This window comes from Bacillus kalamii (assembly GCF_047238185.1).
Lineage (GTDB): Bacteria > Bacillota > Bacilli > Bacillales > DSM-1321 > Bacillus_AD.
The window spans coordinates 116,706-137,817 of the sequence record NZ_JBDFMI010000001.1; the positions used below are offsets into that span (position 1 = coordinate 116,706).

The 21,112-nt window shown below is 41.5% G+C and carries 23 protein-coding genes; 17 read left to right on the forward strand and 6 right to left on the reverse strand.

Annotation, left to right across the window (positions count from 1 at the left end):
* Positions 1-40 precede the first annotated feature (40 nt).
* Entirely contained in the window at positions 41-508 is a 468-nt protein-coding gene (locus ABC357_RS00620) for an NUDIX hydrolase (protein ID WP_412885647.1), read from the reverse strand.
* Positions 509-691: 183 nt separating this feature from the next.
* Between ABC357_RS00620 and ABC357_RS00625 the strand changes: the two genes are divergently transcribed.
* On the forward strand, positions 692-1,669 hold the full coding sequence (locus ABC357_RS00625; protein ID WP_412885648.1) for a 2-hydroxyacid dehydrogenase: 978 nt from the start codon (positions 692-694) through the stop codon (positions 1,667-1,669).
* Between the two features lie 104 nt (positions 1,670-1,773).
* Here ABC357_RS00625 and asnB read toward each other — a convergent pair whose 3' ends face one another.
* The 3 genes from asnB to ABC357_RS00640 form a co-directional block, all read right to left on the reverse strand.
* Positions 1,774-3,657: an asparagine synthase (glutamine-hydrolyzing) gene (gene asnB, locus ABC357_RS00630; protein WP_412885649.1), complete on the reverse strand. Its 1,884-nt coding sequence runs from the start codon at positions 3,655-3,657 to the stop codon at positions 1,774-1,776.
* 377 nt (positions 3,658-4,034) lie between these two features.
* Positions 4,035-4,739 (reverse strand): cytochrome c biogenesis CcdA family protein, encoded by a 705-nt coding sequence (locus ABC357_RS00635; RefSeq protein WP_412885650.1) that lies wholly within the window; start codon positions 4,737-4,739, stop codon positions 4,035-4,037.
* 127 nt (positions 4,740-4,866) lie between these two features.
* Positions 4,867-5,046, reverse strand: coding sequence for an N-acetyltransferase (locus tag ABC357_RS00640; protein WP_412885651.1), 180 nt, complete (start codon positions 5,044-5,046; stop codon positions 4,867-4,869).
* 354 nt (positions 5,047-5,400) lie between these two features.
* Here ABC357_RS00640 and ABC357_RS00645 point away from each other — a divergent pair, with 354 nt between their 5' ends.
* The gene (locus ABC357_RS00645; protein ID WP_412885652.1) at positions 5,401-6,348 is read left to right on the forward strand and encodes an LCP family protein; all 948 of its coding nucleotides are present in this window, start codon (positions 5,401-5,403) and stop codon (positions 6,346-6,348) included.
* Between the two features lie 56 nt (positions 6,349-6,404).
* On the opposite strand, the gene ABC357_RS00650 is transcribed toward ABC357_RS00645, so the two are convergent.
* Positions 6,405-7,262: a TetR/AcrR family transcriptional regulator gene (locus ABC357_RS00650; protein ID WP_412885653.1), complete on the reverse strand. Its 858-nt coding sequence runs from the start codon at positions 7,260-7,262 to the stop codon at positions 6,405-6,407.
* Positions 7,263-7,607: 345 nt separating this feature from the next.
* Between ABC357_RS00650 and ABC357_RS00655 the strand changes: the two genes are divergently transcribed.
* Positions 7,608-10,823: an efflux RND transporter permease subunit gene (locus ABC357_RS00655; protein WP_412885654.1), complete on the forward strand. Its 3,216-nt coding sequence runs from the start codon at positions 7,608-7,610 to the stop codon at positions 10,821-10,823.
* A gap of 41 nt (positions 10,824-10,864) precedes the next feature.
* Here ABC357_RS00655 and ABC357_RS00660 read toward each other — a convergent pair whose 3' ends face one another.
* Positions 10,865-11,497, reverse strand: coding sequence for an NUDIX hydrolase (locus tag ABC357_RS00660; protein WP_412885655.1), 633 nt, complete (start codon positions 11,495-11,497; stop codon positions 10,865-10,867).
* 240 nt (positions 11,498-11,737) lie between these two features.
* Here ABC357_RS00660 and ABC357_RS00665 point away from each other — a divergent pair, with 240 nt between their 5' ends.
* The 14 genes from ABC357_RS00665 (at position 11,738) to ABC357_RS00730 (ending at position 21,030) form a co-directional block, all read left to right on the forward strand.
* Positions 11,738-12,466 (forward strand): amino acid ABC transporter ATP-binding protein, encoded by a 729-nt coding sequence (locus ABC357_RS00665; RefSeq protein ID WP_412885656.1) that lies wholly within the window; start codon positions 11,738-11,740, stop codon positions 12,464-12,466.
* Between the two features lie 19 nt (positions 12,467-12,485).
* On the forward strand, positions 12,486-13,304 hold the full coding sequence (locus ABC357_RS00670; RefSeq protein ID WP_412885657.1) for a transporter substrate-binding domain-containing protein: 819 nt from the start codon (positions 12,486-12,488) through the stop codon (positions 13,302-13,304).
* 106 nt (positions 13,305-13,410) lie between these two features.
* The gene (locus ABC357_RS00675; RefSeq protein ID WP_412885658.1) at positions 13,411-14,067 is read left to right on the forward strand and encodes an amino acid ABC transporter permease; all 657 of its coding nucleotides are present in this window, start codon (positions 13,411-13,413) and stop codon (positions 14,065-14,067) included.
* A 5-nt stretch (positions 14,068-14,072) separates the two neighbouring features.
* Positions 14,073-14,726: an amino acid ABC transporter permease gene (locus tag ABC357_RS00680; protein ID WP_412885659.1), complete on the forward strand. Its 654-nt coding sequence runs from the start codon at positions 14,073-14,075 to the stop codon at positions 14,724-14,726.
* Positions 14,727-15,004: 278 nt separating this feature from the next.
* Positions 15,005-15,376: a rhodanese-like domain-containing protein gene (locus ABC357_RS00685; protein ID WP_412885660.1), complete on the forward strand. Its 372-nt coding sequence runs from the start codon at positions 15,005-15,007 to the stop codon at positions 15,374-15,376.
* Between the two features lie 5 nt (positions 15,377-15,381).
* Complete coding sequence (locus ABC357_RS00690) at positions 15,382-15,642, forward strand: metal-sensitive transcriptional regulator (RefSeq protein WP_412885661.1); 261 nt, start codon at positions 15,382-15,384, stop codon at positions 15,640-15,642.
* A gap of 188 nt (positions 15,643-15,830) precedes the next feature.
* Positions 15,831-16,394, forward strand: a complete 564-nt coding sequence (locus tag ABC357_RS00695) for a sulfurtransferase TusA family protein (RefSeq protein ID WP_412885662.1) — start codon at positions 15,831-15,833, stop codon at positions 16,392-16,394.
* A 26-nt stretch (positions 16,395-16,420) separates the two neighbouring features.
* Positions 16,421-16,816, forward strand: a complete 396-nt coding sequence (locus tag ABC357_RS00700) for a DsrE/DsrF/DrsH-like family protein (protein WP_412885663.1) — start codon at positions 16,421-16,423, stop codon at positions 16,814-16,816.
* A 62-nt stretch (positions 16,817-16,878) separates the two neighbouring features.
* The gene (locus ABC357_RS00705; RefSeq protein WP_412885664.1) at positions 16,879-18,006 is read left to right on the forward strand and encodes an MBL fold metallo-hydrolase; all 1,128 of its coding nucleotides are present in this window, start codon (positions 16,879-16,881) and stop codon (positions 18,004-18,006) included.
* 73 nt (positions 18,007-18,079) lie between these two features.
* On the forward strand, positions 18,080-18,310 hold the full coding sequence (locus ABC357_RS00710) for a sulfurtransferase TusA family protein (protein WP_412888542.1): 231 nt from the start codon (positions 18,080-18,082) through the stop codon (positions 18,308-18,310).
* A gap of 64 nt (positions 18,311-18,374) precedes the next feature.
* A complete protein-coding gene (locus tag ABC357_RS00715) occupies positions 18,375-19,151 on the forward strand; it encodes a sulfite exporter TauE/SafE family protein (protein WP_412885665.1) in 777 nt (258 codons plus the stop codon).
* Positions 19,152-19,279: 128 nt separating this feature from the next.
* Positions 19,280-19,543 (forward strand): BRCT domain-containing protein, encoded by a 264-nt coding sequence (locus tag ABC357_RS00720; RefSeq protein WP_412885666.1) that lies wholly within the window; start codon positions 19,280-19,282, stop codon positions 19,541-19,543.
* 224 nt (positions 19,544-19,767) lie between these two features.
* Complete coding sequence (locus tag ABC357_RS00725; RefSeq protein WP_412885667.1) at positions 19,768-20,553, forward strand: threonine/serine exporter family protein; 786 nt, start codon at positions 19,768-19,770, stop codon at positions 20,551-20,553.
* 15 nt (positions 20,554-20,568) lie between these two features.
* Positions 20,569-21,030 (forward strand): threonine/serine exporter family protein, encoded by a 462-nt coding sequence (locus ABC357_RS00730; RefSeq protein WP_412885668.1) that lies wholly within the window; start codon positions 20,569-20,571, stop codon positions 21,028-21,030.
* Positions 21,031-21,112: the final 82 nt, after the last annotated feature.

Sequence of the window (21,112 nt, forward strand, 5' to 3'; positions counted from 1 at the left end):
TACGGAATAAGTTATGGTTATAACACTGGGCAGGCAAGGTTTATTTAATGACAGGCACGGGAGAAAAAGCAGCCCAGTCCTGAATGAATGTCTGCTGGCATGGATTGATGCCACTCGGCAAATGGTCTCTGTGGAAGAATTGGTGGCCGATTGTTTCTGTATCATCCTGTTTTAGGTTGCCTGTATAGGACGATGACATGAAAATGATTTGTACACTGTATACTTTGTCTCCATTCGGGTAAGTCGCAAAGCAATTATCTCCGGAATAAAGGCCGAAAAGGGACAAGTCATGAATGTTCAGCCCTGTTTCTTCACGAACCTCCCGGATGGCGCATTCTTCGAAGGTTTCACCGATTTCCATGACTCCGCCTGGAATACCCCAGTTGGTAAGATCTTTTCGGTGCTGAAGCAGAATATGTCCATCCTTGTCTGTAATAATGATGCCGCATCCGACTGTCAGGAGCGTGTCATGCCCGATATGCTGTCTCATTTGTTGAATATAATTCATCTGCCGTTAACCTCCTATTTATGTTCTTCAAGAAAATTCGACATAAGATCCGTTTATCCCTTTATTGACAATTGCATTATGATGAAGTTGATTAATAAATGGAAAAATTGGCATAACAATGCTATGCTTAACGCAAGTTTACATATAGGATTACCCACAACTTATGAGAAGGAGAGATAGCATATGAAACAAAAGGTAATCGTTTACAAACGAGTGCCACAGGAAGTATTGGACTTGTTCAGCAATCATTACGAGATTATTTATTTTGAACGATTGGATGAGAGCAATGAGGAAGAATTCCGGCAACAGTTGAAGGATGCCGATGCGTTGCTTGGTGCAGATTTGAAAGTAGATGGCGATTTGCTTGGGCATGCCCCGAAACTGAAGGTGGTCAGCAATATTTCGGTGGGATATGATAACCTTAATCTTACTGAAATGACAAAAAGGGGCGTTATGGCTACAAATACGCCTGATGTTTTAAATAATACGACGGCAGATACGATATTTGGGCTATTATTGATGGCTGGGCGCCGTTTCACTGAACTGGATCAATACGTGAAGACTGGGCAATGGACAGGACCTATTGAGGAAGAATTATTCGGATTGGATGTCCACCATAAAGTACTCGGGATAATTGGAATGGGCGGCATAGGCAGCGCCATTGCAAAAAGGGCGCATATGGGCTTTGACATGGACATTTTGTATCATAACCGTTCGCACAACGATGAAGCCGAGCGCCTGTATGATGCTACTTATTGTGAATTGGACGAACTGCTTGAAAAGTCGGATTATGTTTGTCTGATGACGCCGCTTACTCCTCAGACAGAGAATATGATCGGTGCTAGGGAATTTAAGCTGATGAAGCCGTCTGCCGTTTTTGTCAATGGATCAAGAGGAAAGACGATTGATGAGCAGGCGTTAATCGAGGCTTTGGATAAAAAAGAGATTGCCGGAGCTGGATTGGATGTATTCCAACAGGAGCCGGTCGATTCTGGGAATCCTTTACTAAGCATGAAAAATGTCGTTACCCTTCCGCATATCGGTTCAGCTACAGCAGAAACGCGCACCGCTATGGGGAAAATGGCAGCAGAAAGCGTCATAGCTGCGTTGGAGGGCAAATGTCCACCGCGTTTATTGAATGAAGAAGCGTATAAAGGATAAAAAAAGATGGCCCTAGAATATGGGGCCATCTTTTTTATTTTAGTGTGTCTGCTTTTACTGAAGGTATCACTATGTCCGATCCGGCATGCGATGTGTAAGAAAATTTATTTTACCGTTACTGGCTCTTGGATATATTGTGATTCAAAATTGTAGATTTTTTCTACATAGATTTGATGCCAGATCATGTAGACAAGGATTGTCCAGATCTTTCGGCTGTTATCGCGCTTGTTCGCACAATGTTCTTCCAGCAGGCGAAGCACTTCTTGTTTGTTGAAAATATCATCTGTTTGGCTCGTTTTGATAATATTGACAGCCCAATCGTGCATTTCAGCTTTCAACCAGTGGCGGATTGGAACAGGGAAACCAAGTTTCTTTCTGTTAAGTACGTGATCAGGCACAATGCCTTCAGCCGCTTTACGCAATATATATTTGGTTGTATTGTTTGCGATTTTTTCTTTTGTATGAATTTTGGACGCCACGTTGAAAACTTCTTTGTCCAAGAAAGGAACACGAAGTTCAAGCGAATTGGCCATTGTCATTTTATCGGCTTTTACAAGGATATCGCCACGAAGCCAAGTATGGATATCAAGGTGCTGCATTTTTGTGACGGCATCATACCCTTTTGATTCATTATAGATGGGTGCTGTCACTGTTTGATAACCCAAGTTAGGCATATAGTTCTTAAGCAATGCTTTCTTTTCTTTTTCTTCGAACATTTTGGCGTTGCCGATATAGCGCTCCTCTAGTGGAGTAACACCGCGTTCGATGAAGCTTTTTCCTTTGACTCCATCAGGAAGCATATGGCTGAATGCTTTCAATGTATTCTTGACCGGGCCAGGAATTTTATTGAACATGCTTAACGATTCAGGCTCACGGTAAATGTTATATCCGCCGAACAGCTCATCCGCACCTTCACCTGAAAGCACAACGGTTACTTGTTTTCTTGCTTCTCGGGCAACGAAGTACAATGGAATGGCAGCAGGGTCGGCCAATGGATCGTCCATATGCCAGATGATCTTAGGTAGTTCCTTCATATATTCTTCCGGAGAGATGACATAGGAAATGTTTTCTAAACCAAGTGCATCGGCTGTCTCCTTGGCTACGTTAATTTCACTGAAGCCGTCTCTCTCAAATCCGACTGAGAACGTTTTTAATTTCGGGTTTACTTGTTTTGCAAGGGAAACAATAATGCTCGAATCGATTCCGCCTGATAGGAAGGATCCAACTGGCACATCACTGCGCATATGCATGTTGACTGAATCCATCAAGACATTCTGAATTTCTGTAATCAATTTGGATTCAGATGTGTTTTGAATATGGAAATCCGGTTTCCAATAGGTGTTGATTTCCATTTTTTCGCCGGGCTTTTTAGTGAAATAATGGCCAGGAGGCAATTTTTTAATGCCGACATTCATTGTGTCCGGTTCCGGAACGAATTGGAAGCTTAAGTAGTGCTGCAATGATTTATAATCAACGTCGCCTTCCATGGCAAGCATGATACTTTTCTTTTCGGAAGCAAAATACGTTTCACCATCGTTTTCAGCATAAAAGAACGGCTTGATGCCGAATGGGTCCCTTGCTCCGAATAATGATTTTTCTTGTTTATCCCAGATCATAAATGCGAACATGCCGCGCAATTTTTTCACTGCTTCTTCTTTCATGTCGCTGAAAAGGGCAATAATGACTTCTGTATCTGATTCAGTGGCAAACTCATATCCTTTTGCCTGAAGTTCTTCTTTCAGTTCAACGTAGTTATAAATTTCGCCATTGAAAATAATCCAGTATCGTTCATTTTCATATGAAAGAGGCTGATGCCCGCTTTCCAATCCAATGATGCTTAATCGTCTGAATCCAAAGCTAATATGATCATCAAAGAAAAAACCGTCATCATCAGGGCCTCTGTGGGTAATAATGGCGTTCATATCTTTTAATGTATTTTCGATATTAGGGTTCTTATCATTATGAATACATCCTACAAATCCACACACGGAATACCACCAACCTAGTTGTTTTTCGTTTTATTTATTTCCCTTTTATAAAAGGGAAGTTCATTAGTTCATAAACCAATATTTAATTTTACCACATAATCATGGAAAAGCCTTCATTCAATTTAGTTTTTGGCGAACAATAGTAAATATACATGCCATTAGAAAAATATAACAAATATTGAGACCTAATGGTAGAGCTTTTAGCTGATATAGGGATAAATGAACACAAAAAAAGCTGCGGACGGCGGGGCTTCATTCTTATACTGTTCCTGTTGAAAACTGGCGATAGCGGGGAAAAGCAAACGCATATAGTTGGCAAAATTCCTTTATTACATAAAAAGAGATCGAGCTTGCTTTGACTCGATCTCATTCACCGACTAAAAGGTGCCAGTTGCAAATAATGAATGTGTATTTAGAATATGGCCGGAAAAAATGAGGAAACCCAGCAATACGAGCATCATTCCTGTCACAAATGTGACTTTCCCCAAATGGCGATTCATGAAGCGGAGGTTGTTCAAAGAACGAGAAAGGCCAGTTGAAAAGAGTATAAAGGGAATAGCGACACCGGCTGAAAAACATAATTCAAGAAGAAGGCCCGTAAACCATGACGAGGATGCGATTGATAGCAAAAGGATGCTAATAGACAGCAGCCCGATTCCGGGAGTCCAACTGATCGAATAAAGAATGCCTGAAATGAAACTGGACATGCCGCTTTTTTTATCGGGGCCTATCAAATGCTTCCGACCTCTCATAAAAATCCTTACATTCAGTAGGCCGGTCAAAAGAAACCCGAAAATGATCAGTGCAAGACCTGCGAGTTTCAAAAGAAAATGTTCTTCGTCTGAAAGGTAGGTTCCTGCCCAACCGCCAATGGAGCCAATTAAAGATAAACAAAGTACATAGCCTGCCATGAACAGGACTGTGTGATATGCGAGGGGAGCAGCCTCTGTTTCTAGTTTTGCTTGTTTTATCTGTTTGCCTGTTAATTGGGACATATATGTTGGCACCAACGGAAAAATGCAAGTCGAAAAAAAGAGTGCGATACCCGCAGCAAAAACGATGAGATATTCTATATAAAACATATGCTGATCCTACTTTCCATAAGATGGACAATGGTTCTTCACAGCTAAGAAGCGGGAATAAGCCATTTACTACTAAGATTAGTTTATAATAATCATCCCGAAACTGTAAGCAAAACGATTGGGGCTTTTAGTCCAATGATTTCACTAAATAGTATTGTTTAAATCCTCTTGGAAAGTCTTCGACAATCCCGACGACAGAATATCCTAAACACTGATAAAAACCAGGGGCCTGAAAGCTGAAAGAATCCAATTGAATAAACCGGCAGTTACGTTTACTAGCTTCTTTTTCAATTTTCCTCACTAACATCTTTCCGTATCCCTGCTGCCTTCTGGATGGTTCAACCCATAAAAAATCGATGTGCAATTGATACCAAAATACCCGTAATTCCGGCAACTGTCATGCCATTTTCATCCTGGATCGTATAGCAAAGCTTTCTGACAGGGTGCTTCCTATCTTCCGGCAGGGCGGATAGATTATATTCAATGACCTTCTTTTGATAAAATCAGCGTCTTCTATTGTTCCATTTAGAATCATTTCCATGCCCATGGCTCCTTCTTTAATAGATTGATTACATTATAAAAAGTAGATTGTTAAATATTCCTACTTTTGGTACATTTATATTAGCATTTATTGGCAAACGTTTCTGACAGGAGAATGTAAATGAACAGAATTGATAAACGAAGACGCAAACGAAATAAGAAAATTATCCTATCTCTTATCGTTATTTTTTTGATGTTGATTGTGCTTCCTACCTCTTATTTCGCTTATGACTACTTCAAAAGTTATAACGCGGCAGTAAAAGAGGCCCCTAAGCCAGCTAAAAAAACTGTTTTCAAGGGAAAGCCCGCTCAAAAAGATGAAAAAGTGAAAATCCTCTTGATCGGGGTCGATACAAGAGTAGAAGGAGAAGCATCCAACTCGGATACGATGATGGTTGCCCAATATGATACAAAAACAAAAAGTGCTAAAATTGCTTCATTAATGCGCGATCTATATGTCGATATCCCGGGAAAACAGAAAAAATATAAGCTGAATGCGGCTTATATGATGGGCGGAGGAAAAGATGGAGCTGAGTTGCTTAGACAAACAATCCAGCAAAATTTCGGAATAGATGTAAACGAATATGCCATCATTGATTTCAAGGGCTTCAGCAAAGCAATTGATCAGGCCTTCCCGGATGGAATAGAAATAAACGTTGAGCATAGAATGTCAAAAGGAATAGGCATGACGCTGAAACCGGGGCTGCAGAGATTGCACGGCAAAGAATTGCTTGCCTACTCGCGTTTCCGTAAAGACAGCCAAAATGACTTTGGAAGAGTGAAACGCCAGCAGGAAGTAATAGAAGCAATCACCAAGGAAATGTCCAGTTTTGCCGGAGCGACAAAACTTCCGGGGATGGTTGGAACCATTCAGCCTTATATCGAAACATCCATTGAACCAACCCGTGTTATTTCCTTGATGACATCCTATATGATGGGTGACCATCAACTGGAGAAGCTGACTATTCCTCTAGCAGATAGCTATGAAGGCGTAAGGATAGATAAGCAAGATGTCCTTCAATTTGATGAAGAAAAGAACAGAGAAGCTTTACAACAGTTTTTTGAATAAATAAAATCCCCGATCCATTTCGGCAATGGATCGGGGATTTTATATTTCAACTGGAATTATAAATGGAAAAATTGCTTTAGCATGGATTGTAAATCCTGCAGCATGTTATCTTTTTGAAGATTGGCCACCATTCCTTGGATAACCGGAATCCTTGGCAATGGACGCCGTAATTCTTCCTCCAGAACATCCAGTGTGACAAAGGCATTATCGTTTTCCTTATGTTGGCTTTTGGATTGGCTAACCAATTGCTGAATATCCTCTAGTTGAACAGCCAAATTTGGAAATGGACATTGGAATAAATGCTGTATGTCTGACTCTTTAATAGAAATAAGTTCATGATCCTGATCAAAACCTTCTGCCAAACTGTCGCATCTTTTCAGTATAAATTGCGCCAGGTTGTACAGGTCAAGTTCCACGATATCCCTCATCACTAATTCCAGATAGGATTGGGCTAAGCCCTGCACGAGCAGCGTCATGGACCAAATATTGCTGTCCAATTTCGATCCATATACATCAGAAAGCGTTTTTTGAAGGGTGTATAGAACTTCAGCGCGGATTTTACCGATTAATTCCCCAATTTCCTTATTGAAAGGAATAGCGCTTTCTCTTGTGAACATAATAAGGAACTCTTTTGAATCCAAAAAGCTTTTATATTGGGTGACCATTTGCTCCACAAACAGTTCGCGAGGGGTAAGGTCTAACTTCTCCAAGCTTGTGACTTCTTCGTGGAACGTTTCATAATGGTGCAGAAAAATGCGATATAAGAGATTTTCTTTCGATTTATAATATAGGTAGAATGATCCTTTACTGATTTCTGCTTCTGTTGCGATTTCTTGAATGGAAGTAGAGGAAAATCCTTTTTTTGAAAATAATTTCATGGCTACATCCATAATCAGCTTTTCTTTATTTTTCATTCCTTCAGCTCCAATGAAAATAGAATAGTTCAGTTTGGATTGTATATAAATGACTGGTCAGTCATAAGAATAGCTATATACGGTTACCGGTTTGGATAATCTATCGGCAGGAAGTTGGCAAATTATCCAATCATCCCAATAATAGGTCGTATATCTTTATTATAGCAAGCTTTTCCTAAAAACACAGCAGAAGATCGCCCTTTTAGGGAATTCATGGGTATTGTGTGAAATATTTAGAAAAGATAGTGTAATTCGACTCTTTTTGATTGACGATGAATGACTGGTCACTTAACATTAATAGTAATTCTGGCTTAAAAGCCAATTTTGAAATTAAAGGGTGTTGAAATGAATAAGATTATTGGCTTCACATTAAAGAACAAGCTGGCAATGTGGCTTATAACCATTATTGTCGTTGCCGCCGGCCTTTATTCGGGATTGAAGATGAAAATGGAAAGTATTCCCGATATCAGTGTTCCCGTATTGAGTGTATCAACTGTCTATCCAGGAGCGACACCTGCGCAGGTTGATGAAAAGGTATCGCAGCCGATCGAACAGATCGCCCGCAATTTAAGCGGCGTTAAGGATGTTATGGCGACCTCCTACCAAAATGCGTCATCTATCCAGATTCAATATGAATACGGCAAGAACATGGATGATGCCAAGAACGAAGTGAAAGAAGCATTGGAAGGCATTACACTTCCGGATGATGTAGAAAAATCAAAAATCGATAAAGTCAATATCAATGCATTTCCAATTCTATCATTAAGTATCACGAATGATAAGGAATCATTGGCAGAGCTAACGAAAGACGTGGAAGATGATATTGCGCCTGGCCTTGAGGGAGTGGAGGGTGTATCATCCGTCCAGATTTCCGGCCAGCAAATTGACCAGGTTGAATTGAAATTCAAAGAAGATAAGATGAAGAAGCTCGGTTTATCAGAAGAAACCGTTCAGAATATCATTAAAGGCTCCAATATAAACGTACCTATGGGCCTTTACACCTTTAAGGATAAGGAAAAGGCTGTTCAAGTGAACGGTAATATTGTCACTTTGAATGATTTAAAGAACCTTGAAATACCTGTAGTCCCATCTCAGGGCGGCAGCTCTACGCAAACAGGCGATGCCGCCGGCCAGCAGGCAGGCGCACAGCAGGACAGCCCACAAAGCATGGGCGATGCATCTGCACAGCAAGGGAATACTCAGGCAACCGGGCAAACGATGCCTGGACAGTCTGGCATCCCGACTGTCAAACTGAGCGATATTGCCGATATCCAGGAAATTGGCAAAGCTGAATCGATTTCACGTACGAACGGCAAGAAGTCAATTGGGATCTCGATCGTTAAGGCAGTGGATGCAAATACGGTTGATGTAGCTGAAGCGGTCAAAGATAAGGTTAAAGATTATGAAAAATCATATGATGGCCTTGATATTGTGACTTCATTCGACCAGGCTACGCCAATTCAGGATTCAGTGGAGACAATGTTGAGCAAAGCGGTCTTCGGAGCCATTTTTGCGATGCTGATCATCCTCTTGTTCCTAAGAGATTTTAAATCAACAATTATTTCAGTTGTATCAATACCGCTATCATTGCTTATTGCGGTTCTGTTGCTGAAGCAGATGGATATTACATTGAATATGATGACCCTTGGGGCTATGACAGTTGCCATCGGACGCGTAGTCGATGATTCCATTGTTGTTATTGAGAATATATACAGACGCATGTCCAATAAGGATGAGCCTTTAAAAGGCGGAGAATTAATCAAATCCGCCACGAAAGAAATGTTCATTCCGATTATGTCTTCGACCATTGTAACGATTGCTGTATTCCTGCCATTGGGCTTGGTAAGCGGCATGGTTGGAGAGCTATTCCTGCCATTTGCATTGACGATGGTATTCTCTCTATTGGCTTCTCTTCTAGTGGCAATTACGATCGTTCCGATGATGGCCCACATTATGTTTAAAAAAGGTGTCAAGGCGAAACGGGAGAAACACAATCATGGCCGCCTAGCAGGAGCATATAGAAAAACGCTCAATTGGGCATTGAACCATAAAATCATCACGAGCGCTATTGCTGTGCTGCTCTTAGTGGGAAGCCTTGCATTGACTCCGCTGATCGGGGTAAGCTTCATTTCCATGGGCGATGATAAAATGATGATTGCCACATTTAAGCCAGAGCCTGGTGTAACGATGGAAGAAACGGAAAAAATCGTTACTCAAGCAGAAAAAAAATTATTGGACCGCAAACATGTCAATTTGGTACAGCTGTCATTAGGTGCGGGAAGCCCGATGAGTATGGGCGATTCGAACAGTGCCATGTTCTTTGTCAATTATGATAAAGACACACCGAATTTTGATAAAGAAAAAGAACAAGTCATTAAAGATGTCCAATCAATGACGGATAAAGGGGAATGGAAATCACAGGATTTCTCCGCTACAGGAAGCAGTAATAAAATCGAACTGCAAGTATTCGCCAAGAATATGGATGACCTCGAAAAGACTGTGAAAAAAGTAGAGAACGTCATGAAGAAAAATGATGATTTGAAGAAAGTGGATTCAAGCCTTGCCAACACATATGATGAATATACATTTGTGGCTGACCAGGAAAAATTGAGCAAACTGGGTCTGACAGCTGGCCAGATCTCTATGGCTCTTGCGCCAAGCAAGCAACAGCCTGTTCTGACTACCATTAAAAAAGATGGAAAAGAAATTAATGTATACGTACAAACAGAGAAATCCACTTATAATTCGATAGAAGATCTTGAAAATAAAACATTGTCATCACCGCTTGGCGTTCCAGTTAAAGTGAAGGATGTCGCCAAAGTAGAAACCGGCCAGACTTCTGATACGGTTTCACGGTATAACGGAAAAATCTATGCATCCGTAACCGGTGAATTGAAAGGAAGCGATGTTTCATCTGTTTCCTCCGCATTACAAAAAGATATTGACCAAATCAAAAAACCATCCGGCGCAAAAATTGATATGGCCGGTGTAACAGCAGATGTGAAGGAATCCTTTACACAGCTTGGTTTGGCTATGCTTGCAGCCATTGCGATTGTGTATCTTGTCCTTGTGATTACGTTCGGCGGAGGATTGGCTCCATTCGCTATCTTATTCTCATTGCCGTTTACGGTAATCGGTGCATTGGTTGCATTGCTCATCGTAGGGGAAACCATCTCTGTATCGGCTTTAATGGGTGCATTGATGCTGATCGGTATTGTCGTCACGAATGCGATTGTGCTGGTTGACCGTGTCATCCATAAGGAGAATGAAGGAATGGACACACGTGAAGCAATATTGGATGCAGGGGTAACCCGTTTACGTCCAATTCTGATGACTGCTATTGCGACAATCGGTGCTTTGCTGCCACTGGCCTTTGGGTTGGAAGGAAGCGGCATTATCTCACAAAGTCTAGGGGTAACCGTTATTGGCGGATTGATTTCGTCCACGCTATTAACGTTGCTGATTGTTCCGATTGTCTATGAAACAATTTCAAAGATCATTCATAGAAAATCCCGGAAAAAACAGAAAAAGCAAAAAAACCAAACAGCAGAAGAAATGTAAAAGAAATCCCGCCTATGATGGATAGGCGGGATTTTTTCCTTTTATGTATTCTGTTGTAAATACGCTGCTGTTTGTTCAATGAATGCTTCGTAGTAGGAAGCTTGGTGCTGGACGAAGTCCTCCCTCTGGATTGTGAGTACAATTGAACTTTGGCTGCAGTCTTCTAGTTGGATAAACCCCTCCGCTTGAATAGAATCAACGTTATATTCCCATAAATCCTTGAATGCCTGGAAGGGAGCTTTGATGATTCCTGCTACTTCTTCGTACTGTAAGCGGAAGGAGGAATTGTCGCCATGGAAAGGGTATAAGTAGACATGGCTCAACTCCCTGTCGATAAAGTCAGGATTGACGATGACATTCTCAAGGACGCCAAGAGAAATGCACTCATCCAGTCCAATAGACAGCCCCAGCTCCTCATGTACCTCCCTTAGGCCATCGGCAGGGGTTTCGTTTGCCAATAAGTGGCCGGCAGCCGTTATATCAAGCAATCCTTTATAATCTTTTTTCTGTTCGCTGCGGATTTGCATATAAATAGATGGTTCCTCTTTCAGGCTGCCAATTAGCCAGCAATGAAAGGTTTCATGCCACAGGCCTCTTTTATGTATTTCTGAACGGGCGGCAGTTCCAACCTGTTCTCTTTCATCATTAAATATTTTTAATAATTCGCTTTCCATGTTATAATCTCCTTATATTTGTAAAATTTTCAATTATATTCTACAATATATATTAAACGACTGTTTATCTTAAAAGATACCTCCATGCTCCTTTTTTAAAATTGACCGAAAATTTAATTTATTTAAATTCAGTATGAGGCGTATGATCAATTTCAAGATAGTTACAACACCCGGTCCAAAAGGGTGTGTAATAAATAGCAAGTCTACCATATTAATATGAACAGAGGCAGGGGGAACAGGATGATTGTATTTGATAAAGTCAATAAATTCTACGGGGATTTCCAAGTACTGAAGGATATAAATCTCTCAATAAAGAAGGGCGAAGTGGTTGTCATCATCGGGCCTTCAGGCTCCGGGAAAAGCACCTTGCTCCGCTGCATCAATCATTTGGAAACGATCACCGATGGGTCATTGACCGTGAACGGGTTGGCTGTCAATGATAAAAAGACAGATATCAATAAACTCCGGAAGAACATCGGGATGGTCTTTCAGCACTTCTATTTATATCCCCATAAGACAGTATTGCAGAATATTACGCTCGCCCCCATGAAAGTGCTCGGAAAATCGAGGGAAGAAGCAGAACGGACAGCCCACGCCTACCTTGAAAAAGTGGGTATCCCGGATAAAGCGAATTCGTTCCCCTCCCAATTGTCCGGCGGCCAGCAGCAACGTGTCGCTATTGCCCGGGGGCTGGCTATGAACCCGGAAATCATGCTTTTTGATGAGCCGACATCCGCGCTTGACCCGGAAATGATCGGAGAAGTGCTGGATGTTATGAAAGCGCTGGCAAAGGAAGGGATGACAATGGTAGTTGTCACACATGAAATGGGCTTCGCAAAAGAAGTGGCAGACCGGATTATCTTTATAGACCAAGGAAGTATTTTAGAGGATGAAACACCGGCTGAATTCTATTCGAATCCGAAGGAAGAGAGGGCCCGTTTATTTCTCAGCCGTATATTAAACCATTAAACAGAATGAGGGGGATTTTATGAAATTATCAAAGAAGTTCATGTCCATTGCCATCATATCCATGCTGGCGATTATGCTGCTGTCCGCATGCGGAGTAGCCAAAGACGATAAGGCTAACGGCGAAAGCGATAATAAAGATGGAGGCAAAACAATCACATTCGGCGTCAAGAATGACACGCGCCTATTCGGCCTGAAAGACCCTTCGACTGGAAAAGTGGAAGGCTTTGATATCGATATGGCTAATGAATTGGCGAAGCGTATGTATGGCGATGATGTAAAAGTGAATTTAAAAGAAGTAACTTCAAAGACTCGGATTCCGATGCTGCAGAACGGTTCCATCGATGCAATCATCGCGACGATGACGATTACAGATGAACGTAAAAAAGAAGTCGATTTTACGGATGTCTATTTTAAAGCAGGACAATCGCTGCTTGTGAAAAAAGGCAGCAAAATTAAAAGCATCAAAGATTTAAATAAAGACACAACGGTACTTGCGGTCAAGGGATCCACATCGACAACCAATATCCGCGCGAAAGCAAAAGACGCACCAGTGCTTGAATTCGAAAACTATGCGGAAGCGTTCACTGCCCTTAAGGCCGGTAAAGGGGATGCTTTGACTACTGATGATGCCATCCTTTATGGCATGGCCGATGAGGATCCTAAGTATCACTTAGTCGGCGGCCAGTTTACGGATGAGCCGTATGGCATTGCTGTGAAAAAGGGAAACAAAGACCTTCAGGAAAAGTTGAACAAGGCACTCAAAGAGATGAAGGATGACGGAACTTACGATGAAATCCATGATAAATGGATTAAGAAAGATCTTTCAAGCGAAGGCTGACCATCCGTTTAAAAATATTATAAGCAGTCGTATTGGCTGAAAGATTTTTGGCTGATACGGCTTTTTTCACTAGTCATTTAGAATGGTTGGTAAAGGAGTGGACAATTTGATCGATTTTTCAGTGCTGACCAACAACTGGGATGCCTATTTGTCAGGATTTTATTATACGCTGAAGTGCAGCATAATTGCGCTTGTCTGCAGTTTTCTGTTGGGAGCCCTGCTTGCTGTCTTCAGGATTGCTCCTATAAAGCTATTGAATTGGATTGGGACAGCATACGTGGAGTTTTTCCGCAATATTCCTATTTTGATTATCATATTTTTTATTTATATCGGGCTACCGACAATCGGAATTACATTACAAGGATTTGCTTCAGGGACAATCGGCTTGATCATCTATACTTCTGCTTTTATAGCGGAAGCCATCAGAGCAGGGATCATGGCCGTTCCGAAAGGGCAGATGGAAGCGGCTCGTTCATCCGGCCTGACGTATAATCAGGCGATGAAGATCATCATCCTTCCTCAGGCAATTAAGATCGTTATACCGGCTTTAGGAAACCAATTCCTGAATCTGGTTAAGAATTCCTCTATTTTAACGGTAGTGGCAGGATTGGATTTGATGTATGCCGGTGATTTAATTGCTAACTCTACATTTAAGACATTTGATACGTATATATTCGTTGCGCTATTTTACCTTGTCCTGACAATTCCTTTAAATTTTTTCGTTATTTATCTGGAGAAACGCTTTGGAAGGGAAGGGGTGTGAACTGAATGGATTTTGCAGGAGCTTTAACAGGTGCACATTTTACATTTTTGCTGCAAGGATTCGGTATTACGCTGAAGGTGGCATTCATTTCGATTGTGCTTAGTTTCCTTATTGGAGGCGTTGTGGCCATCTTGCGCTATGCCAAGATTCCGGTCGTATCGCAGGTAATGGCAGTGATAGTGGACATTATCCGTAACCTTCCTTTATTATTGATTATCTTCTTTACGTATTTTGGTTTGCCTGAGATTCTGGGATATAGCCTCGACATTACGTTCGCGGCAATCGCCGCCTTGACGGTCTTTGAGTCTGCCATGATTTCGGAAGTAATAAGGAGCGGGCTGAACAGCATTGAAAAAGGTCAAATAGAAGCCGGCCGCTCATCCGGATTATCCTATGTGCAGACATTATGGCATATTATTTTACCACAGGCACTTAAGAGGATGGTGCCTCCAATCGTCAGCCAATTCATTTCCTTATTGAAGGATACAAGCCTTGCAGTCGTGATCGCATTGCCTGAGCTGACGCATAATGCCCAGATCATAAACGCCCGCAACAGCCAATACGTCATTCCGATCTTTTTGACGGCAATGCTTATGTATTTCGTTGTCAACTACGCCTTATCGCTGGTGGCGCGCAAGCTTGAATTGAAACGTGCTTAAAAAACAAACTCTCTATATTTGAGTTTGTTTTTCTTTTTCCCAAGCAAATATACCAAATCAGTTATATTCTATAAGGTGTGAATCTTGCGAATTTGGCAGCTATCCGTTAAAATCATTCATGATTTATCTAAATGGCCATAGGAAAGAATGGTTGGTTTTTCATGATCGCTGTTAAGCTGGGAAGATAGAGGATTTTAAGCAGAAAAAGTGTATTTATATACCCTTTAGGGTATGATATAAACATAAGGTGATTCCTTAAAGTGCAAGGGGCTGATATAATGACATATATTCTTATTTTATTGGGGATTGCGATCCTGTTCGTGGCATATTCACGATATGTGCCGGTTACGGGGGTGCGTTGCAAGAGCATAAATGCAACGATGCAAGAGTCTTCCCCAGTGGTGGTGGATTTAAGGGACTATAATGAGTCTTTTAAGAAGCCGCTGAAAGGAACAATCAATATTCCTGTTGCCTATATTAAAAGACATTATCAGGATATCCCTGAGAAAAAGGTACATGTTGTGGCAACAGATAAAATAGAAAAGAACATGGGTGTTCGGTTGCTGCGGAAAGAGGGATTCAAGGTAGTATCATATTCAATTGAAAATTGCCCTTGCGGCAAAGATCAATTAATCTCAGCAGGAGGCTAAGAACTATGGATTATGATAATTCAGTCAAAAATAGAGTAAAGCGTATCGAAGGCCAGTTGCGCGGCATATTGCGGATGATGGAAGAAAACAAGGACTGTAAAGAGGTCATTACACAATTGTCGGCTACCCGATCTGCCATTGACCGTACGATCGGAGTGGTTGTAAGCTCTAACTTAGTGGAGTGCGTTCAAAATGCTGAAGCAAAAGGGAACGATACAGAAGCATTGGTAAAAGAAGCAGTCAATTTATTGGTGAAAAGCAGATAGAAGAGCGAAGACTCTTCTATCTTTTTTTTAAAAGCATATTAGTGGATTAAGTATACCCTATGTGGTATTTTTAAACTATCCTGTTTGAATACTTCGTTTATTATATCAGGTAAATGACCGAAAGTTGGTTTAGCAGATAAGTATTCAGGCTAAACGAATGGGAACAGCATTAATAGGAGGTTCTTAGAATGGCAATTAAAGTCGATAAGACATTAGATGCAAAAGGGTTGGCATGCCCGATGCCGATCGTCCGGACCAAAAAGGCGATGACAGATCTAGAAGGCGGCCAAGTACTTGAAGTTGAAGCGACCGACAAAGGATCAAAAGCTGATTTGAAAGCCTGGGCGGAGGGTACAGGGCATCAATATATCGGGACGGTCGAAGAAGGGGATGTGCTGAAGCATTATCTTCGAAAATCTTCAGGCGAGGAAGCAAAAGAAAAGAAATATCCTCATGTCATTAACAATGTGGAATTACAATCTAAATTAGACAATAATGAAGAAATGACCATACTTGATGTACGTGAAGAGGCTGAATATGCGTTTGACCATATTCCTGGCGCCCAATCCATTCCTTTGGGAGAACTGGAAGAGAAAATGGAGCAGCTTGACAAAAACGAGAATTATTATGTGATTTGCCGGACAGGCAATAGAAGTGACATGGCATCGCAAAAATTGGCGGAACATGGCTTCGAGCATGTAGTCAATGTAGTGCCTGGAATGAGCGAATGGACAAATAAAGAACAAAAATAAATAAAATGAAGATGGGAGAATAAAAAATGAATAAAAAAGTAGCAATCATTGCAAGTAACGGTGGATTATTTGATGCGTATAAAGTTTTCAATATTGCGACAGCAGCAGCTGCCACAGACCAGGAAGTAGCGATTTTCTTTACATTCGAAGGGTTGAATCTAATCCATAAGGAAGCCCATAAGCAATTGCCTATGCCTGAAGGAAAAGAACATTTTGCTGAAGGATTTAAAAAGGCAAATGTCCCTGCCATTCCTGAAATGGTCGAAATGGCTCAGGAAATGGGCGTGAAATTTATCGGTTGCCAAATGACGATGGATGTTATGGGACTGACAACGGAAGATTTCGTTGATGGGATTGAAGTTGGAGGAGCGGTCACTTTCCTTGACTTTGCCAAAGACGCAGATGTAACATTGACGTTTTAATGATGTTATGCCCGTCTTTGGCGGGTTTTTTTGAACGAAAATATACTCCAGGGGGTAATTTGATGACTGTAAAGCAAATGACAGCAAGTGAGGTAACGAAGAAAGTATTTAATCAAGAACATCTGTTCATTTTGGATGTCCGAAATACGGATGCGTTTGCTGATTGGAAAATTGAAGGTACACATTTCGATTATTTGAACATCCCATATTTTGATTTGCTTGATGGAGTCGATGATATTCTTGGCCAACTTCCTAAGGATGAAGATATATTGGTTGTCTGCGCCAAAGAGGGTTCTTCTGTAATGGTGGCGGATATGCTGTCAGAAGCAGGGGTGGATGTTTCTTACTTAAAGGGCGGCATGAAAGCATGGAGTGAGCATTTGGAACCTGTAAAGGTAGGAGATTTAAAAGATGGCGGAGAAATGTACCAATTTGTCCGCATCGGTAAAGGGTGCCTATCTTATATGGCCATTTCAGGCGGTGAAGCAGCTGTTATTGATGCGACACGCATGATAGATGTATTTATGGAGTTTGCGGAGGAGAAGGGTGCAGCCATTAAACATATATTTGACACACACCTTCATGCAGACCATATATCAGGAGGAAGAAAGTTGGCACAAGCCACGGGAGCGGCTTACTGGCTGCCTCCAAAAGATGCAACGGAAGTGCAGTTTGACTATAACAAGCTGGAAGATGGCAATGATGTAACGGTCGGAAATACGAATATCCATATTCAGGCATTGTATTCCCCAGGCCATACAATCGGCTCCACTTCATTTATTGTGGATGATCAATATTTATTGTCGGGCGATATACTGTTCATCGATTCAATTGGCCGCCCGGACTTGGCTGGTTTAGCGGATGATTGGGTAGGGGATTTGCGCGAAACATTATACAGCAGATATAAACAATTATCAGATGAACTTTACGTATTGCCAGCCCATTTTATGATTATCGATGAATTGAATGAAGACGGCTCCGTGGGCAAGAAATTAGGCCAATTATTTGCTGAAAACCATGGCTTGAATATTAAGGATGAGAAGGAATTCCGAAGCATGGTTACTGAAAATCTTCCTCCACAGCCGAATGCCTACCAGCAAATTCGCCAGACGAATATGGGTAAGGTAGAGCCTGATGAGGAAGAACAAAGAGAAATGGAAATTGGACCTAACCGTTGTGCAGTACGTTAACAGAACGCAGTGGAAATACAAGTGGAGCGAGCGTTAGAAGTAATGAAAGAAAGAAGAGGATGATATACTTATGATGAAAGCAGACCAAATATTGGACGCTAAGGGCCTTTCTTGCCCAATGCCGATTGTACGGGCAAAGAAAGCGATGGATTCAATGGAAATAGGAAATGTTTTAGAAATACAGGCTACTGATAAAGGAGCCAAAAATGACCTGGCAGCTTGGGCAAAGTCTTCAGGCCATGAATTATTGGAAACGAATGAAGAAGATGGCGTGTTGTTCTTCTGGATGAAAAAAGGTAAATAAGTAGAAAGTCCCGGGAGAAAAACATCGTGAAGATGTTTTTCTCCCTTAAAGGAGGAACTGCATCATGAGTATTGGATTTATAGCAGCCCTTTTTGTGATCGGTTTTATAGGATCGTTTATCTCAGGCATGGTCGGCGTTGGCGGGGCAATCATTATGTATCCGTTATTATTGTACGTTGTGCCTATGCTCGGCTTTCCGTCCTTTACGGCGCATGAGGTATCCGGCATCAGTGCCTTACAGGTAGTATTCAGTACGCTTGCTGGTGTATGGGCATACCGCAAAAGTGAATATTTAAATAAGACCTTGATTCTGTATATGGGCATTGCGGTTTTACTCGGCAGTTTTGTGGGAGGTTTTGGCTCGCAGCAGATGCCCGAGTCTGCCATCAATTTTGTTTATGCGATTTTAGCAACCATTGCAACCGTCATGATGTTTATCCCGAAAAAAGGGTTGGATGACCTGCCCGCAGACCAAGTAACATTTAATAAGTGGCTGGCAGCTTTCCTGGCATTCATTGTCGGCATAGCAGGCGGTATTGTGGGAGCAGCTGGATCATTTATTCTAGTGCCTATCATGCTTGTTGTATTAAAAATCCCAACAAGGATGACCATCGCAACGTCATTGGCCATCGCTTTTATCTCCTCTGTCGGTACATCCGTGGGTAAGGTGATGACAGGGCAGGTGCTTTATGGACCGGCTATTGTACTTATCATTGTCAGTCTTATTGCTTCTCAATTCGGGGCAAAGGCAGGGCAAAAAATGAATACAAAAGTGCTTCAGGCTATATTGGCTGTTTTGATTATGGCGACCGCCATTAAAATTTGGCTTGGCTTTTTTTAAAATCAAATGGAAAATGCGAAAGAGAGCAGGGGCGAAGAGCGAATCTTCGCTTTTTTGCTATGCTGTAGAAAGAAACCGCTCCATTCTATATAATAGAGTCACAATAGGCTGGCAAAGCGTGAAAAGGATTGTGGATAATATTGGATGGCAATGGGCAAATCAATAAAATATATGGCAAACAAATTGTTATCACTGGAACCCTGTCCAAACCCCGGAGAATGGTGGCCGCCGAGATCTACCAAAAGGGAGGCATCTTAAAAGGCGCCGTAACAGCAGGGACAGATTATCTGGTGATCGGTGAACGGTTCGGCAATGTAAAAGTATCAGCAGCATTCAAGCATGGTACGTTTACAGTGACAGAAGCGGAATTCAATGAGTTGATGCAGGAATGACATTCACAGGAAGTGGTGATTGCCATTCCTTTTATTTTGGGTTAGATGGCTAAATACTTCTTGTTCGGTATTTATTCCTGTGGGTTCATACATTTGGAGTACAGTATTTTTTTATATGCTATAGGAGTGCTCTTTCAAAGGTGATATACTCATATTTGTTTGATTGAAGCATTCTATTAATCGATAGAAAGATGTTGATTTATTCCTTATAAATGTGATTTGCTATGGAAGTAGGTGTGGCTTTGGAACTAGAGAAAGATAAGAACGAATTGATAATAGAGGCCAGTTTATTGGCAGGAAAAATCATGCTGGAGAATGGGGCGGAAACAAGCCGTGTGGAGGATACGATGGAACGGATCATCCGGAATGCCCTTGGGGATAAAAAAGGCGACCGGCCCTATACATATGTGACCGTCAATGGCCTCTTTGCCCGTTTGGAGCATGGCGGCACTAATTTTGTCCGTATAGATACCCGCTCATTCGATATGGATAAAATCACAAAGGTGAATCAACTGTCCCGTTCCTTTGCGGAAAATACGATTACATTGATAGATATGTTTGCTGAATTGAAAATGATTGAAAAGGAAAAAATGTCTATTCCATTAATTTTGAAGATGGTCTGTACAATGGGCTTGAGTGGAAGTGTCATGATGATATTCGGCGGGCATTTCATTAATTTGCCTGCTGCAATGATAGCAGGTTTGGTCGCGTACACTATATATTTATTGGCATGGAAATATGTAAGGGTGCCTTTTCTGTCGGAATATGCAGGCGCTTTTTTAGGTGGCATTTCCGGTTATCTCGTTTCTTTAGTGGTAGGCGACCAAATCGATTTAATTATGGTGGGTGCAGTCGTCCCGCTTGTTCCCGGCATAACCATCACGAATGCGATCAGGGATATTATGGCGATGCACTATTTATCAGGTTTGATAAGGGCTATCGAAGGAATTTGCATTGCGGGTGCATTGGGTGCGGGCATTGCAACTGTGTATTATATTTTTATTATATAAGGCGGAAATAACACTATGATAGGTACTGTATTATTGCATATGATTTTTAGTTTTATCTCAACCATTACATTTGCTGTACTATGCAATGTGCCGAAGAAGTCGATAATACCCGGCGGCATAATTGGGATGATCGGCTGGATGGGTTTTTGGGGATTGTCTAGTAATGGTGTTGGGATATTTGTTTCCAGCTTTGTGTGTGCATTGCTGCTTGCTTTTTCCAGCCAAGTGGCCGCTACCCTTTTTAAAAAGCCGATGACTGTCTACTTCGTACCTGGGCTTGTTCCGGTTGTTCCTGGAATTACCTTTTACAATGGATTCAGGGATTTATTGCTGAAGGAATATAAAGAATCGGTCTTTGTCTTTTTGGATGTTGCTTATAGTGCAGTCGGCATTGTCTGCGGATTAGTGGTCTCTGCGATCATTTTTCGGTTTTTGGTCGTGCCGGCAATTGCTAGGAAAAGACGGAGCCAGTTTTAAGTCTGGACGGAAAGTGGAAAACCAAAAGGAAGAATAGTATCTTGGAGCACTAAGAATATTAAAATAAAGTAGAAAGGGATTG